General features: G+C 47.8%; 4 protein-coding genes. 1 reads left to right on the top strand and 3 read right to left on the bottom strand.

The window, feature by feature from the left end:
- Nucleotides 1-171: 171 nt before the first annotated feature.
- Entirely contained in the window at nt 172-6450 is a 6279-nt protein-coding gene (locus H8710_RS12160) for a DUF4855 domain-containing protein (protein WP_249296106.1), read from the bottom strand.
- A 497-nt stretch (nt 6451-6947) separates the two neighbouring features.
- Nucleotides 6948-12479 (bottom strand): DUF4855 domain-containing protein, encoded by a 5532-nt coding sequence (locus H8710_RS12155; protein WP_249296105.1) that lies wholly within the window; start codon nt 12477-12479, stop codon nt 6948-6950.
- Nucleotides 12480-12754: 275 nt separating this feature from the next.
- On the opposite strand from H8710_RS12155, the gene H8710_RS12150 reads away from it, so the two are divergent.
- On the top strand, nt 12755-13591 hold the full coding sequence (locus tag H8710_RS12150) for an AraC family transcriptional regulator (RefSeq protein ID WP_249296104.1): 837 nt from the start codon (nt 12755-12757) through the stop codon (nt 13589-13591).
- 153 nt (nt 13592-13744) lie between these two features.
- On the opposite strand, the gene H8710_RS12145 is transcribed toward H8710_RS12150, so the two are convergent.
- Entirely contained in the window at nt 13745-19132 is a 5388-nt protein-coding gene (locus H8710_RS12145) for a discoidin domain-containing protein (RefSeq protein WP_249296103.1), read from the bottom strand.
- Nucleotides 19133-19192: the final 60 nt, after the last annotated feature.

Raw genomic sequence — 19192 nt, 5'->3', positions numbered from 1 at the left:
GAAAATCCCCATGAATCTTATTGTTCATGGGGATTTTTTAATTTATATATTTTGTAAAATTAGCGGTTGTTTAAAACCACGAAAATTTGCAAAGCCTTGGAAATGCAATCCAAACTAAATATCTTTAGCACAGCAAAAAGGCGAGTAGGTAACCTACTCGCCTTTTTCATCTTATTTGACCCACGCGCCGGAAGCATCTACCTTGTAGCCGCCTACGGTGGTGTTAGCCGCCATTTTGCCGCTGGCGTTAAAGTAGTAGCATTTGCTTCCTACCCAGTTCCAGCCGGTCGCCATGGCTCCGCTTTCTTTCAGGTAGTACCAGGTATTTCCCTGCTGCAGCCAGCCGGTCATCATTGCGCCGTTGCCTCTCATATAGTACCAGGTGTTTCCTACCTTTACCCAACTGGTGTTTGCCATACCGCCCCAACTGTAGAGGTAGTACCATACGCCTCCATTGTAGAGCCAGCCGGTCTGCATCACGCCGCCTGCGTTCAGGAAGTACCAGGTGTTGCCCAGTTTGAGCCAGCCTGTCGCCATCACGCCGTCAGATTTCAGATAGTACCACTTGTTATCGACTTTCTGCCAGCCGGTAGCCCGGATGCCGTCTGCGCCCAGATAATACCACTTGCCGGACACTTTCGCCCAGCCGGTGACATACTCGCCGTCAGCGTCTTTCAGCTTGTAGCCGTCGTCGGTCTCTTCCCAGGTGTAGTTGTCGTCGCCGGTGGGAGGAGTTTCGGGATCCGGTTTATCGTCGGGTTTCGGGGTGACACTTCCGCCTCCTCCGGAACCAGAACCGCCGCCGATAGAGCCGATGTTATCTTTGTCTACAGGCTCATCAGAGAAATCTTTGATGTAAGGTTTCACCGTATAAGTACCCTTCATCAGTTGATAAGCATAATCGTAAATATTGCGGAATTCTTTAATTTCAGAAACCGCAGAATAGCTGAAGGTATCAACTGACTGATACCAGTTGCGGTATGCGTTCTTTCCATCCATACCGTTGTTGACCGCAGAATTCAGATAATCCAGATACTGGTTGTATTTTGCAGGATCAAAGAATGCATTACCATCTACTTCGATTTCCAAACCGATATTACCATAGTTGGCTGCTTGGGCTGCACGATCGATCTGACGGGTGCCGAGCAATCCCGCATCATCTTTGTCGTATGGGTCTTTGAAGAAATGATTGGGCTGATAAGCCACCGCATCAAAGCCCATTTCATCTCCCCACAGGTAGCCGTTAGCGAAGAAGAAGGGAATCCAGAAGGTTTTGTACCCCAACTCATGAACTCGGTTGTTGGCCCATTGGGTGGTATTGGGCCAGTAACCGGCCAGTTCCTCTAGCCAGTAGAAACCGACAAAATCGATGTACTCGTAGTCGCCTTTTTCCATGCCCTCCAGCACCTGCTGAATCCACCAGTCGGTGACAAAGTTGCGGTCCTCCTCATTGCTGACCAGATTAAAGTATCTTCCGTCGATGGGGCCGAAATGGTCGTTCATACGGTCGGCACCGGGAAGCATAATGGTGAGCTTTACCTTATAGTTGGGGTCGCCCAGTTCTTCTGAAGCGATTTTAGCCGCTTTATTCAGCTCATCAACGTCTCCGCCTTCCCGGAAGGTCTTGTCGAGATACCATTCCCAGTCCTCTATTTGGGATAGATTCCCACTGAGGGGATCTACTACATAGGTGTTCAGGGGTCTTCCATAGCGGGAATTGAGTCCCAGCAGACACACCGCGTCAAACATGGTGTCCTGCACCTTGCCGTTTGTATCGACATAGGTGAGATAGGGGCGGTACCGCTCCGCGTTCCAATTGCCGACCTCCTGATTGCTTTCGCTGTCATATCCGTACCAGCCGTTGTAGCAAAGCACCATATCCTGAACGCCCGCCGTTTTTTCGCCGGCTTTCAGATAGTCGCGGCCGGTGCCGTCAAACTTTTTATTGCCTTCGTACTGAGCAGCGCCGTCAATCACGCCGTCATAGCCCATAATTTCAATTTCGTCAAGCTGGTTAATGAGCAGCAATTCCACATCCACCCGGACGTATCTTGCCGCAACAGCCGGAACCTCTTCCGGAATGCTGTCTGTAAAACCGTTTTTGACGCCGGTCAGGCCATGGGTTCCCCGCCAGCTGAAGCCAAATCTTCCTTTGGTTGACAGATCAGTATTGTATTCCATGCCCAGACGGGTCCAGTTGACGCCGTCCATCGAGGTGTGGACATACATCGCCCAGGGCAGCGAAGAGTATTCGCAGGAAAGGACATTGGTCTGTACTTTGGTAATAGATTTCACATCTTGGAGGTCGATTACGATGGTTCTCAATGCTTCTTCACTGACGTAAGTTCCCCTGGGCCGGTAATTGACGTTAAAGGAAACCCAAGCCGGGTCAGAGCCGTCCACTTTTCCAACGATACCGTCGGTGAGCTGTTTGCCGTCAATATCGGGTTCCGGACTTGTTTTTTCGTCGAGATAAACGGTATAGGGTTTGCTCAAAGCCACATTATAGAGACCTGTGGTGTCGGATGCCACGCCCGCGGAAGAGCAGCGGCCGTCCTTGCCGAGAATTTTAACTTCATCTAGATACACGCATCCGCTGCGGCTTTCCGGGATATCGAAGGTCACACGGATATATCTGGTATAGAGCATGGTAGAATCATCGGGTTTTACGTTAAATCCACCATCCGCGCCATTCCAGGCAAACTGTACTGCTTCCGCGCCGCCTGTCAAAGAGGGCTTATTCATATCGGCCAACTTCTGCCAGGTGCTTCCATCTGTGGAACTCCACAAAGCAACATTTTCCGGGAGTACCAAGCCGTTGTTTGCATCTCTGCGGCTGCTGACTATCACGCTGGAAACCGACTTCAGTTCTCCCAAATCAAAGTCCATCCACATTTTGTTGAAGGATTTATTTTCATAGCTGTACTTGAAACCGGTCCAATTTGTGTCATAGACCGATCCGGTGACGCCGTATATCCCGTCGGTGAGGATTCCCGGTACATTGCGGTAGTCTGCCTGACGGGAGATGATATAATTACTGTTTCTCGCCAAATTGTACTCCGCGCCGTCGTCGGGGTTGGTGCCCCCACTCACGGGAACTGCTTTTGCATATACGTTTATATCGTCCAAAAACAGCCAGTTCGTAAAATCGAAGGTCAAACGCACATATCTGCCGTTGACCGCGCCGGAATCAAAGCTAAACCGTTTTACACCGTGCCCATCTTCCTTAATTTCCTCTTGTGCGAAGACGGACCAGGTGGTTTTATCGGAGGAATACTCAATTTTGATGTTTTGGGGATAGGTTACAGGGAAGGAACGGGTTTTGGATTCCAGTACACCTACCTGTACCTGCTCAAAAGATTTGATTTCTCCCAAGTCTACCGTTACGCTGAAGGGAGCGCCGTCCTGCGCACGATAGCCGGCCCACTCGGAGGCTTTATAGAAATAGGATCCACGAATTCCGTCGGTCAGCTCTTGTTTTCCATTGTCAGCAAACTGAACATCCGCATCCCAGGAAGTCTCGTAGGCTGCGCGGAAGGCCAGATTGTTTTCATCCACGTCTTCCGGATCCGCCCCTTCAACCATCGTTCTGTTTTTCAGCACCTTGATTTCGTCCACCATGACTTTGGTAGTCGCAGGAAACACCACCTTCACATAACGGGCAGCGGAAGCGCCCACTACGCTCTGAATAAAACAAACCGTGGGGGCATTGCTGAACGGAGCAATGGCGTTTACAGGAGCTGCCTCCTGCCAATTCTGCCTGTCGAGAGAGTGGTATACCCGCATAGTGGCAGGAGCCTTGAATCCGTTAAGCACATCATTTAAGAAAGTGGCTTCCACCTGCTCAAAAGAGGCGACAGTCCCCAGGTCGATGACGATCTCGGTATCCTTGGAGGAAATACCGTATCCGACCCAAGCGGGATTCTGATAGTTTGCCGTTGCGCATTGTCCATCAGTCAGCTTGGTAATAGCAAAAGTATCGGGATACTCTGCGCTAGCGGCGGGATTAGAGGTGTAAACTTTTTTATAAGCAAGATTGTTAGCCTTATCGGTGACTATAGCGGAATAGTTTTTCAGGATTTCCACTTCGTCCAGGAAAACCCAGCCGTTGGGTTCTATAGAAATTTTCACATATCGGGCGGTTTCCGGCCGACTCATGGTCGCACGTAAATCATAAGACATTTGGGAGGTTGCGTTGGTGCCCACTCCGTTTTCGCTGACGAGCTTCCAGCTCTCCTTATCGTCGGAGGAGTAAATGTTGACCCGCTTTGGAAGTTTGATTCCAGCGGCCAAATCCTGGCAGAAGCCAACTTTGACTTCTTCAAAGGACTTTACTTCGCCCAAATCGAAAATAAATTCCGGTGTCTGGTTCAAATAAGCTTGCCATTCGTCATCCGAGTAGCTTGTGGTGCCGCGTCTGCCATCGGTCAACTCAAAATTCGTATCCGGATAAGAACTGTTGGCTTCCAGCGTCGACTCATAAGACTTTCCGAGAACCAGGTTTTCATTGGCCTCATTCTCTTCCATCACAAGGTCGCCGTCCAAAGGTGCGCCGGTGTTGCCGGCAAACACCTCGATTTCGTCCAGGAAAATCCAGCTTGCGCTGCCCTCAGATTTAAAGCTGAAGCGCAGGTCGGTCGCAGTGATCTTGGAATTAAATCCTGTCCCATAAGTGAACACCCTTTTCGCCTCATTGCCGCTGGGCGTTCCCTCATAAATGACTTTGTATGAACCGACTCCATTTTTTGCCTCGATTTTCACATAATGGGGCAGCGAAATACCGGCAGGAGAATCACTGACTGCGCCGATCTGAATCTCAGAAAACGTGATGGGCCCGTCCAGATGGAAGGCTATATCTGCAATCCTTCCCCTCGGGACAAAATATCCCACCGTGTTACCGTCGCCCCAGCTCTGCCCGCGGATGCCGTCTGTGAGCTGTTTGCGCTCCTTGTCAGGACTGCTGCTGTGGAATTGATCATCTTTCAAAGAGGTCACATAAGGTTTTCCGGCGATGAGGTTTTCAAGCTGCTCTACCGGTTCATCGGACACCGTCAAAACACAAAACGCACTTTGTTTGACGGTAGCCTCACCATTCAAATTATTCGTAATTTCAACATAGTATCTTCCGCTGTCGGCGGCCGATACCTCATTTAATATTAGTTCATTACCGGTTTTTCCTTCCAAAGCTTCGCCATTTCTATACCATTGATAAGACAGTATACCACCGTCCACGCTTTTGGCTGTGACCCTGAAGGTGACTGTTTCTCCAATAAGGGCGCTTTTCAGCCCCGGCAAATCAGTTGTGATGATCGGAGGCTTTGCAGACGTGCCGATGGGGGGATTGATATTTGCGGGCGTTCCGTCTGCTTCTGACAAAATCTCCACTTCATCGATAAACAGCCAGCTGTCCGCGGAACCGGCGGTCAGAGTCAAACGCACAGCCTGAGCCGCAATAAATTCTCCATCCGGAACAACGAACACAAAATCGCCTTTTGCAGTATCAAATACCGGCATATTTCCTTCAAAAGCCTCCTGCCAAACGCCGTCAGCGTCTTTGTATTCTATCAAAATGGCAGAGGGATGATAAATGTTTTCCGCTTCTTCTTTGAAAGCGCTGAACTGAATTTGCTGAAACTCCTTTAGACCGCCTAAATCAAAAGTCAAATCAATGCTTTTGTCGGCGATTGCTTCATCGTTGGGCGTATGGAATCCAACTGTACCGGAATCTTTCCAAATAGGACGAATTGCCTTGACGCCATCTGTTAAACGCTCTCTTTGGGCATCGGGATGATCGCGGTGGAAATCTTCCTCTCTCAGCGAAGTAGTATAAGGCAATCCATAAACGATGTTATTGGGATTTTGTTCAATAATTTGCTCGCCCCAGACGCGAATTTCGGTAAAAAAGGTCCACCAGTCGATGGAATGGGTAATTTTTACATACCGCGCAGTTTCTGGTACGTCCAGTGTATAAGAATAAGTATGTACCTCATCCGCCTCAGGAGAAGCAGGAGTTTCCACCTGCACCGGTTCACTCCAACGGATGTTATCTTCCGAATAGGAAAAAGCGACATATCTCGGATAAGTGATTCCAACGCCTTCGGCGTTCAGAGCATCGATTTCTAAAACGGAAATCAGGCGAGCTTCACCCAAATCTACGATAATATCCGTGTTATCGATAACTCCACTGTAATGAAATCCAACCCAATTGCTGTCCTTATAGTCGGCAGAGGCAACGACGCCATCGGTCAGCTTGTCCTTATTGTCATCTGGATAGTCAGGGGATGCTGAAATATCGCTTTCGTAGCTGCATCCCAAGGCCAGATTGGTCAATGCTGCCTTCTGTGCACTAAAATCAACGGCGCCCGCCGGGAAACTGCTAAACAAGCATGAAACACAAAGCAGGCTCGCCACGAAGGCCGATAATCGTTTTTTCCAAACCTTTGTTGACATAAAAATCCTCCTACATCTTCTCCCATAACAAATACTATAAATTTGAATCATTTATAGTTCAAAATATATGATATCTTTATTCTATCGACAAGCCTTGTAATTGTATAGAGTTTTATTTTAATTTTATAGTATTATTTTTACTAAAAGTAAAAATAATACTATAAAATTAGTTAAATATAAAAGTAAAATATTTAATATTATTTTTAATTTATATTTTATGAATTTTATAACCAAATAAATGTTATGAGTTTAATTTGATTTTTTTGTTTTATTTTTACTATTCAAAACATACACTTAACAGATGTCAAACTATTATTAAAATATGGAAAATATATTGATAGGAATATATAGATAGCAACAAAACACCTATCCCTTGCAGATGGGATAGGTGTTTTGTCTTTGTGGAGCATTACGGGTACAGCAATACTCTACGATATATGGAGATTAAAAGGAGATGGCTTATTAGGGGAACACCGTTCCCTATTGAAATAACCTCGTTATTTCACCCAGGCGCCGGAAGCGTCTAACTTGTAACCGCCTACGGTGGTGTTAGCTGCCATTTTGCCGCTGGAGTTAAAATAGTAGCATTTTGCATTTACCCAATTCCAGCCAGTTGCCATGGCTCCGCTGTCTTTCAGGTAATACCAGGTATTTCCCTGCTGTAACCAGCCGGTCATCATTGCGCCGTTGCCTCTCATATAGTACCAGGTGTTTCCTACCTGTACCCAGCCGGAGTTTGCCATGCCGCCCCAACTGTAGAGGTAGTACCATACGCCTCCGTTGTAGAGCCAGCCGGTCTGCATCACGCCGCCTGCGTTCAGGAAGTACCAGGTGTTGCCCAGTTTGAGCCAGCCTGTCGCCATCACGCCGTCGGATTTCAGATAGTACCACTTGTTATCGACTTTCTGCCAGCCGGTAGCCCGGATGCCGTCTGCGTCCAGGTAATACCACTTGCCGGACACTTTGGCCCAGCCGGTGACATACTCGCCGTCAGCGTCTTTCAGCTTGTAGCCGTCTTCGGTCTCTTCCCAGGTGTAATTTTCGTCGCCGGTGGGAGGAGTCTCGGGATCCGGTTTATCGTCGGGTTTCGGGGTAACGCTTCCGCCTCCGGAAGAGCCGCCTCCGCCAATAGAGCTTCCGCCTCCAGGACGAATTCCAGTGTCAATAGACGGCGCATAATGGAATTCGGTAACATAGGGAATTTTTTCAGTCAGAGTGCCCTTCATCAGCTGATAAGTGGCGTCGTAAAGATTTCTGGCTTCGATCTTATCGGAGTTGGCCACTTTATTCAGGCCGTAGCCTCCGACATACCAGTTGCGGTATACATCGGGACCTCCATAACCATATTCAATGGCGCCGTTGAGGTAATCAATGTATTTATTTGCCCAAGTCATGTCGTCGCTGGCAACTCTGTCGTCAAACTCCATTTCGATACCCGCCTGCCCGTAACTTGCGAGTCCGGCAGCGCGCTCGATCCGCCGGTTGCCAATTACACCTTGGCTGCCAGGTTCTCTCGCCTCATCGAAATAATGGTTCGGCTGGATAGCAACGGCATCAAAGCCGAAATCTTGCCCCCAGAGGTTGCCGCTTGCATCGTAATAGGGGATCCAGAAATAGTGCATGCCAAGTTCGTGAACACGTTTCCCCGCATAAGCAGGGGATTCCTGGCTGTATACGATGTTTTCTTCCAGCCAGTAATAGCCGGAAAAATCAATATATTCGTAATTTCCCGCCTGGAATTTTTGATAAATGGTCTCAATATACCAGTCTAGCAGATACTCGCGGTCCTCTTGTTTGCTGAGATCCAGTTCTCTGCCGTTGAGGGTGCCGAATTTTGTTACACTCCATGGCATACCAGGGATAGAGATAACCATCTTGACTTTATAGTCGGGATTGTGCAGTTCCTGGGATGCAATCTCAGCAGCTTTATTCAGGTTATCGACATCTCCGCCTTCTTTAAACATCTTCTCAATGTACCATTCCCAGTCTTTGAGGCTGGGAGGGGAGTCGCCGTCCACGCTGATATCGGGCAGGGCATTTCCATATTGGGTGGAAAGTGCCAAAAACAGCACCGCGTCAAACATTGTATCTACTGCTTTGTTCTCGGAATTCACATAAGTGAGGTGGGGTCTGAATTTTTCCACCGACCAGTCTCCTACAGGCCGATTCACTTCGGCATCGTGTCCGTAGTTTCCGTTGTAGACGAGGAGCATATCATGGATACCGTCCGTTTTTTCGCCGGGCTTCATATATTCCTGCCCATTCTCCAGTTTGCGGGTGCCGTTTGCAACGAGAGCCCCCTCTTTTTGGCCGTCATAACCCATGACTTCGATTTCGTCAATGCAGCACCAGTTGACAGGTTCATAATCCACGCGAATGTATCTGGCGGCAACCATATCTGCATCAGACACATGGTCTTCCGACTCTACAACGTTTTTGCCTGTTGCGCGCCAACCGTAAGAAACGACTCCGAATTTCTCGTCGCCCCAAGTTCCTTCGCCGTAATACCAAACGTCGTTATTGGTTTTGGAAGATAGAGGCAGCCAGGTTTTTCCATCCATGGAAGCGTAAGTGTGAAGCGCAAAAGGCTGATTGATATATCCCTTTCCGCGCAGATAGCCACTCATACAGCTGGTCTGGACACTGGTGACTGACTTCACATCCTGTAAATCGATAACAACGCTCTTTAAAGGCCAGGATTCATCCTGGTTTCCAGTAGGGAGGTATCTCCAAACGAAACCAAACCAGGCAGGATCCTTCTGGTCGGCCAACGTTGCGCGGATACCGTCGGTCAGTTCGCGGCCATCAGTGTCCGGGACATCAGAGGGAGACGCCTCAGGAGTGATGGTATAAGGTTTCTCCAAAGCCACGTTATAATGGTCCCCATGGGGTTCCATAGGCCGACCGGCAGTGGAAGTTTTGCCGCGTTTGCCAAAAATTTGCACCTCATCGAGACAGGTAGCGGAGCCTTCGGTCAGGTCAAATTCAATGCGTATATAACGAGTATAGGCCATGTCTGCATTTTCGATGGAAGCGCCGAACTCATCGACAGCACCATCCCAAATGACGTCATCAGAAGGAGTTTCCCGGCCGAAATCCTTAAGGGTGAACCAATCAGAGTTATTATAGGAAACCTTGATTTTCAGGTTCTTTGGAAGGGCAACGTTCTCTCCAGTGCGCTTCATCCCCATCACGATTTGGGAGACTGAATTCATATCCGTCAAATCAAAATTGAGAACCACATGGTTTTCCGGCTCATAACCCGCATTGTAATCCAGTCTTGCCCAATTGCCCTCTCCCCGCAGTGTATCGGTCAGAGCGGTGGCAATATCCGCTTCGTCAGAACCGCGGGACGCAGTGTAATCGTAGTTTTCAATAAGGTTTACCAAATCGCCGTTGTCAGGGTTTTCACCAGCGTCTTCCTTATGGTCATTGACCTTCAAAACTTCAATTTCGTCCATATAGAGGCCGTCCTGAAGCCCGTAGTAAACGAATTTTAAATAACGTGCGGAAACCGCTTTTTCCAACACATAGTCCAAGCGTTTAACACCCTCCGCTGTATCTCCGCCGGCAATATTCACATTGCTTAGAAAACTCCAGTTTTCCTTGTTGTTGGAATAGAAGATGCTGACAGAGCCGGGATAACGGGCGGATACTTTATTTTCGGCCAGATAAGCGCCGATTCCGTCCGCAGTTGTATACCCCACCCATTCTTTGGAAAGATAGCTGTTGCTTCCTCTCCGGCCATCGGTCAGTTTATTGCCCTGATCGGGACGAATGTCGTTGGAGGGCCATGTAGTCTCATAAGTCGCACCATAAGCAGCGTTATTGGAGTCCACAGCCACTGGTTCTAGATTATCGTCCAGAACATTCGCTGTTTTCGGGCGCTGCGTCTCTGCAACCTGGAATACCTGAATTTCATCGATGAACGCCCAGGTGTTGAAGGTCATGGTTACTTTTACATAGCGGCCTTTAACCTGTTCAGGAGCCTGGTAGCAATAATTATAGATACCAGCGGCATCAGATTTGCCCTGTCCCTGCAGGAATCCGGTCTTTATGCGTTCGAAACTCTGCTGGGAACCCAAGTCGAGAATCAGTTCCGATTGAGAAGCACCAACGTCCATACGAGTCCAGGTTTTTTTGTCGTCAGATGTGTAAACAGCGATCAGATCGGGATAATAAATACCATATGGAGAGTCTTGCAGAACATTGAGCGCAACTTCCTGGAAAGACTGGGACTCGCCTAAATCCACGACGATTTCCTGTACGGTCTCGTCGGCGGGGGCGTGGTAACCGACCCACGCGGGATCCTGATAGGACAGACGTCCCTTTACTCCGTCAGTCAACGAAATATTTTTCTCATCCGGGTAAGCGTTATCAGCTGCTAAGGATACCTCATACGGGCGCCCTTTGGCGATATTGTTACTGTCGTCTGGAGGGGGAAGTTCTTTAATGACATACTGAGGCGTCTCTTCATTATAATCCGCCAATACTTCCAGCTCATCCAGGAATGTCCAGGTATTGCCGCCCTCAATTCCAAATCGGATTTCTTTCGCACTCAGGCTCTCCCCTTCGGTTGCGAAAACCAGATTAACTCTGGAGCCCTCTCCGTCAGGTTTTCCGATATAGAGTGTGGTCCAATCAGTCTCCCCTTCTTTCCGGGTTTGAATGACGATTTGGGAAGGTATAGAAATACCGCTTTTAGGTGCAGTAAGCACGCCTATATCAATCTGTTTAAACTGAATGGTTTCATCCAGCGCATAAGTAAGCTCAAAATACTGGTTGGCCCCGTTAGAATAAATGCCAACCGAATTGGCATTATCCCAAGCACCAGATCTCTTTCCGTCGGTTAGTTTTGTACGGGCAGGATCCCCGTAAGAGCCGTGATATGCATCACCTTGCAAAGTAGAAGTGTAGGGAATGCCAAAAATCAGACTATCTGATTCAACGGGAGGCTCTGGCGGCTCCGGCGGATTGATAGAAGCATCTTTGCCCCATGCCCGAATTTCAGAGATAAAGACCCATCCTCCGGTAGGTGCCGTTAATTTCACATAACGGGCGTTAACTGGCTTTGAAAGTTCATACTTATAAGTATAGGTTGAGTCAGCCGGCGCTGTATCATGAAAAGTCTCTTGCGGCAAATCGGTCCAGGTTTGTTTGTCATCGGAATAGGAGAATTTTACCCATTCCGGATAAGGGATACCTCCGTTGTTCATGGAGTTGAGAAAAACGCCTTCCAGCTTGGATAATTCTTTTGTCGAACCCAAATCCACCGTAATTTCAATATTGTTCACCCAAAGATACGCCGACCAAGCGGGATCGCTGTAGGAACTAGTTCCTTCAACACCGTCAGTCAGTTCCCCTCCGCTGTCGGGATAATTAGCATGCGCCGCGCCGGAGGTTTCATAGGGTTGATGCAGCGCCATATTCTCCAGATCTTCCTGTGGAGGAACGGGAGGTTCCACAATACTTTCCGGACTCCACACACGGATTTCGGATACGAATACCCATCCAGCAGTCGGGAAGGTTAGTTTTACATACCGCGCATTGACTGTTTCAGGCAGCTCATAGGAATAGGTGTAAGCAGTATCCGCAGGCGCAGTATCAGCAAAGGATTCCTGTACAATCTCGGTCCAGGTGTCCTTATCGTTCGAATAGGAAAAACGGACCCATTCCGGATATGGAATCCCGCCGTTATTTATGGAATTGAGGAAAACTCCCTCCACCTTGGAAAAATCCTTGGATTCTCCCAAATCAACTGTAATCTCCAAATCTGCTACGTACAGATATGCGGACCAAGCGCTGTCTCCATAGCTGCTGGTCCCTTCAATGCCGTCGGTTAATTCTCCTCCGCTGTCAGGATAATCCGCACTGGGAGCTCCGGACGTCTCATAAGAACAATGGAGCGCTAAATTCTCTACAGGCTGATCAGTGGAAGCGCTGGCCGGAATACTACCGAGTGTACAGGTCAGCGACAGCATACAGCACATCAGGGAGGCAAATTTCTTTTTTAAAGATGTTTGTCTCATACTCTTCTCCTTCTCGATTTGGTTATAATCTCATTTATAAAAATCACAAATGATAAAAATGGATGAATTCAACTCCGCCTCCTTTTCTTCATCATTTCTGATATGTTTCACCTAAAATCTATTTAAATTATGACTGTTTTCTGTTATAATAGATAGTAGTAATTGCGTGTCCTTTTTATAAATTTGTTGTTTCAGTGATAAAATAAGATAACTTTGTGGTAAGATTATACATGTTTGTTAGAGATTGATAAAAACCGGAAAGGGAATTAGAAAATATGGGAAAATATATTGGAAAGAGCTGCATGGGAGACACCTGCTACATTCATCAAAAGCCGAGCACCGTTGTGGCGGTACACCAATGCGGATGGCAGGCTTCTGATAAATTACACTCATATGGCCCAGCCGTATGGGATCATTTTTTAATCCATTTTGTGGTAAAAGGAAAAGGAGAATTTTTTTCTCAGGGGAATACTTATCCCGTTCGTACAGGACAAGGTTTTCTCATTACGCCCAATCAATCCGCCTCCTATCGCGCGGATGCAGATGACCCATGGGAATATTACTGGGTGGGATTTAACGGGATTGAGGCACGGAACATGCTGGAAAAAGCAGATTTAAGCGAGGAAAATCCCATTTTCACCTATGACAAAGACGACAAAGTCAAAGAGTATCTGGAAAATCTATACCGGTCCTTTCATTCTGCGGGCTACAAGGAATACGCCATGATCGGCTATCTTTATCTGTTTTTTTCCTGCATTGCCACTTCGAAAGCGGGAAAGCCAGAAGCAGCGGAGGAATACATTAAAAACGCCACAGAATATATTGAAAACAATTGCTTCCACCGCCTCACTGTTCAGGATGTCGCAAGACAAGTGGGAATAGAACGTTCTTACCTGTATCGCATCTTCAAGGAAAAAATGGGATGTTCTATCTCAACCTATATTCTAAACCGTAAAATCGACAAAGCAAAGGCTTTACTCGCCGAAAGCAACATGCAGATTACTGAAATCGCCTGTTCTTTAAATTTTGACAGCGTATCTCATTTTTCCATGGCTTTTAAAAAAATAACCACTATCTCACCCAGGGCTTATCGAAAAATGTCTCAAAAATAGCTCAGTGCTTATCATGCAAAGCAAAACCCCCGATCTTTCCGATCGGGGGTTTTGTCTGCCAAGGCAATGCGTTCACCACCAGAGCAATGATATGGAGATTATAAGAAGGAGAACTAGTATAAGGAGCATACGCTATAGAAATAACAGCTAAGCTTATTTCACCCAAGCGCCGCTAGCGTCTAACTTGTAGCCGCCTACGGTGGTGTTCTGCGCCATTTTGCCGCTGGCGTTAAAGTAGTAGCATTTGTTTCCTACCCAGTTCCAGCCGGTCGCCATAGCTCCGCTGTCTTTTAGGTAGTACCAGGTGCTTCCCTGCTGGAGCCAGCCGGTAAACATAGCGCCGTTGCCTCTAAAGTAGTACCAGGTATTGCCTACCTGTACCCAACTGGTGTTGGCCATACCGCCCCATTCGTAGAGGTAGTACCAAACACCGCCATTGTAGAGCCAACCGGTCTGCATCACGCCGCCTGCGTTCAGGAAGTACCAGGTGTTGCCCAGTTTGAGCCAGCCTGTCGCCATCACGCCGTCGGACTTCAGATAGTACCAATTGTTATCCACTTTCTGCCAGCCGGTAGTCCGAATTCCGTCTGCATTGAGGTAGTACCACTTGCCGGATACTTTCGCCCAGCCGGTGACGTACTCGCCGTCAACGTCTTTCAGCTTGTAGCCGTCCTCTGTCTCTTCCCAGGTGTAGTTTTCGTCGTCAGTGGGAGGAGTCTCGGGATCCGGTTTATCGTCGGGTTTCGGGGTAACGCTTCCGCCTCCGCCGGAACCAGAACCGCCGCCAGAAACGCCTTCATTCACAGAAACACCGTCTCCGCCAATTTTTCCTGTTCCTATTGCCGGTACAAGTCCCTCTGCACTGTTATAAGCAGGACGAACGTAAGAGTTTCCTTCGGCGTAGTCAACATTGTCAACGTAGGGTTTAATCGTATAAGTGCCTTTGATGTACTGGTAAATGTACTCATACATATTTCTGACCGTATTATTTGAAGAATAGCAGAATTGTTCAATGGCATGAACATCGTTATACCAGAACTGGAAGACTTCAGGCCCACGCATACCAACCTCTGTGCAGCCATTCAGATAGTCGAGGAACTGGTTGTATTTGCCCGGCTCGTTTCTCAGAATGCCGTCGCCGACTTCCATTTCGACAGAACCGCCACAATACGCCATCATTTTTGCGTGTTTTACAATAGATGATGTAGTCAAATGATAGTTTGTCGTTTTGTCATTGCCATTCTCAATCAGATATTCGCCGAAATAGTGGTTGGGCTGCAAAGAGACATTTTCTGTGCCGTACTTATCACCGTAGAGCTGTGCGTAAGCAGCACTGTAAGGAATCCAGAAGGAGTGGACATCGTTGGCCTTGCAGAAATCACTGACAAACTGTCTGTATCCGCCGCCGTCTCCACCTTCTCCTACCCATGTGAAGCCGATAAAATCAATATGTTCATATCCTTTTGCCTCAAAGCGATTCAATACCTCCTGCATATACCAGTCCATAGCAGCGGTCTGATCAGCAGATTTGCTCATATCGAGATTTTTTCCATTTACTTCTCCCCAATTGGTCGCCCTGCTGTCAACACAGGGGACCATGATAATGGCTTTGGTAGAGAAATTCGGATCCTTTAATTCCATTGAAGCCGTTTTGGCAGCAGATTCCAACGCATCCAGATCGCCGCCTTCTGCAAAGGTTTTATCCAGATACCAATCCCAGTCCTTTTTGTATGTCGGATTAGAATTTGCAGTAACATCATGGTATCCGGCTCCATATCTGGAAGTAAGGCCGAGGAAATAGTAAGTGTCGAACATGGTATCGACAGCTTTTCCCTGCCGGTCAATATAAGTCAAATAGGGACGGAATCTTTCAGGAGTCCAGTCGCCGGTATGGGTATCCGAACTGCTGTCATAGCCGTACCAGCCATTGTAAACGAGTAAAGCATGGTTCGCATAATCGTTCTGTTCACTGGGTTTCGTCCAGTTATCGGTGCTGTTTTCCAGTTTGCTGAGATTGGTCAGTTCTTCAGCACCATCTACAATACCGTCATAGCCGTATACTTCCACTTCATCAACCAGCTGCATGCAATAAAGCTCGATATCATAGCGGACGTATCTTGCAACATAAGGAGCATCCTTATTAGGAGTCAGATCCTGAGAAGTACCCTGGGTATCTTTAAAGCGCCAGCCATAGGAATGGATACCGGTTGCGCCAAGGCCAAGATCCCAGTTTTTATACATGGGCATCCAGTTTTCTCCATCCATGGAGGCGAATACGCGCATGGTCCAGGGCTGTGTATAGAAGGAAGATGAACCCATACCCAAAATGTTCAGTCGGGTAGAGGTAATGGATTTTGCCTCTCCTAAGTCCACAATAATGGATTTCAGCGGCCAAGTTTGACCTGCATCTCCGGAAATATGAACATAGCGCTGATAGCCTACCCAAGCGGAATCGTTGGTGTCTGCAGTTCCGAGAATACCGTCGGTGAGCTGAACGCCTCCGACATCGGGGAAATCATTGGGAACTTCCACTTCGTCCAAGGTATAGGGTTTGCCCAAAGCGAGGTTATAGGAGCCGTCTGGATTCTTATCCGGAGCAATTGGAGCCGCATCAGAACAACGGCCGCGCTTACCAATGATTTCAATTTCATCGACAAACACTACGTCGTTGCCTACAGGAGCGTCAAATTCAACACGGATGTATCTGGTGTAAACAGCTCCTGGGTTGGCCATGGGGGAATCAAAAGGATCTTTCCCGCCTTCCCAAGTAAGCTTCGAACCAGTTTCTGTCCCAAATTGTTTCAGCAAGGTCCAGGTCTCGCCATCAGCAGAAGTCAAAATCTTCAAATTCTGCGGCAGCACTTGATTGTATAAAGCATTTTCCTTGCCGCTGAAAACAATTTCATAAACAGAAGCAGGGTTTTTCAGATCAAAGTCTACTGAAACATGGGCGCCATCCTTAAATCCGAGCCAATTGGTGTCGTATTTGCTGCCGGTAACAGCGAATCTGCCGTCGGTTAGAGCAGTAGGAGCCTTGTTGGCGTTTTGAGAGGGGGTTCCGGTCAGGGTGTAGCCGTAATCCCGGATCAGATTGTTTTTCCAGCCATTATCAGGTTCTTTGTCCGCATCGACTCGTTCATCTTTGACAGCCAGGATTTCAACTTCATCCATAAACATCCAGTAGTCGTTAAAGTACACGCTGACTTTTACATATCTTCCGGAGGCAGAACCCTCTGCGATATAACGCTGGAGGCCGTTATTTCCTCTTGTAAAGTAGTTGTTTCCACTTTCTGCAAACGGCTTCCAAGAAGACTGGTCGTCTGAAGTTTCAATTTTAATGTTGCCGGTAGGTGCATAAATGCCAGTAACAGAATCGGTAAGAAAACCAACCTTCACCTGTTCAAAGCTCTGAGTGGAGCCCAAATCAATGACCATACTGAAACAGTCCACTCCCGCGTCGGTCTTGCCGCCGCTGTGGAAGCCCACCCACTCTCTGGACGAGTAAGTGGAAGTCCCGCGCTTGCCATCGGTCAGCTGCTTGTTGCCGATATCCGGATAACTAGAGTTTGCGGAAAATGCAAGAGCATAGCTCTTTCCGTAAGAAATGTTGTTGGGATCCATCTCTTCCTCGACAACGGGAGCTTCCGGAACAAAAGTGAGGTCTCGCATCACTTTGATCTCATCAATAAACACCCAGTGTTTTGTCGGGAAAGTCACTTTTACATAGCGGGCAGTTGCCGCGGCATCCAAACCGCGTTTCAAGCTGTAGATGGAAAGTGCTTCGTCAGCGGGAGCGATTGTATCGTTGAACAGCTCGTTCCAGTCGGAACCGTTGCTGGAAGCCTCCACCTGAACTGATTCCGGATAGGAGATACCATGCCCTCTATCGTTTAGGAAATTCATCTCGATTTGCTCAAAAGTGGTAGGCGCTCCCAAATCAACAACGATTTCAGAGGTGCCGTTATTGTTTTCGTAGCCTGCCCACAGGTCGACGGAATAGTCCATTGTACCGGTTCTGCCGTCGGTCAATTTTTTGTTGTCCGCATCCGGATAAGTAGCGGAAGCGGCAGGTTTCGATGTATAGCTCTTTTCAAAGGCAAAGTTATCAGACTGATCCCCGGGCATGGAACTCTGAGGATATTCTAAAACTCTGAACTCATCTAGGAAAGTCCAGCTGGAATCGCTTGTCACTTCAAGTTTTACAAAACGGGCAGATTGCACTTTATCAGCAACAAACTGATAGCCGTAAATCATGTTAACAGTTGGGCGTACGATGGTATCGTCTGTCAACGCAGTCCAACTGCTGCCATCGTTCGAAATAGACACTTTGACGCCAGTAGGGCAATAAATACCTGCAGACGGGGTGGATAAAAAGTTAGTAGCCACTTCCATAAAGCGCTTTTTCTCGCCCAAGTCTACGACGATGGACAAAGGATTTTCATCAGAAGCATCATTTTTGTTAAATCCAACCCATGCCGAATCCCTGTAAGACGCTTCGCTTGCAACGACAGTATCCGTCAGCTTTTTGTTTCCCGTATCAGGGTAGGATGCATTCGCTCTCCAGGAAGAAGTATACGAAGCTCCCTCTGCCAGATTATTGGGGTCAGGGTTCAAAACCGGATCATCGGGATCAGGGTCGATACTGCCGCCGTCGGTCACCTTCAAATTACATCTTACGCTGACCGCTATGGCGGTAGCAGCACCATTGGTATTAGTGACCTCAACTCTGTAAACGCCCGCATCTTCTAAAGTAGCGCGGGAAATGTTGTAGGAGCTGCTATTTTCGCCGACAGGTTCGTCGTCTTTATACCACTGATAGCTCAGTGTTCCGCCATCCGATACTTCAGCCTCCACCTGGAAGTTGACCATATCGTCTACGTAGACGGACTGTGTGGATGCTAAATTTTTAGTAAACCGGGGAATTTCACAAGCGTCTTCACCTACGTCACCCAATACACGGAATTCCGAAAAGAAAAGCCAGGTAAACTGGGTGTAGGTAAATTTGAATCTGACAAACCGGCCCGTTACCGTTTCGCCCGGTACAGTAATAGCCTCAGCGCCTTTTTCAGTCGAAGCGACTCTATCTTTTCCGTTATAAAAAGACGCCCAGTTCAATCCATCGCTGGAATAGTCGATTTCCTCTGTCAAAGGCAAACCGATAGCAGCGCCGCCGTACACATAGCTGACATATTCGACCGTGTTAAAGGTACGGTCTGTACCTAAATCCAGAGTCACTTCAACGATTTGGGGACTACCCGCAAATCCGACCCATCGAGGGTCTTTATGCTCCGTAGCGTCTAGGGCCAATTCCCCATCGGTCAATTCTTTGTTGCCTGTATCAGGATAGGAAATATTTCCATTTTCCCCATACGGGTCTGTGGATGTGTAAGTACAACCCAAGGCATAATTGACCTTTCCATCAGCAGACCGGAGTTCTCCACCATCCAGTGCGCCGACAGGTACGCTGCTCAAAGCACAGCTAAGGGCCAAAATGCCGCTTAGTAGTGCCGCAAGCCTGCGCCTTCCTCTCTTGTTTTTCATTTTTACTCCTCCTAACCATACTTGAACGCCACATGTTTTATCAAATCTCCAAAACATATC

It is taken from the genome of Fumia xinanensis, from assembly GCF_014384905.1.
GTDB lineage: Bacteria > Bacillota > Clostridia > Oscillospirales > Ruminococcaceae > Fumia > Fumia xinanensis.
Note: the sequence above shows the minus strand (reverse complement) of the source record. Positions and strands in the feature narration are given on the sequence as shown.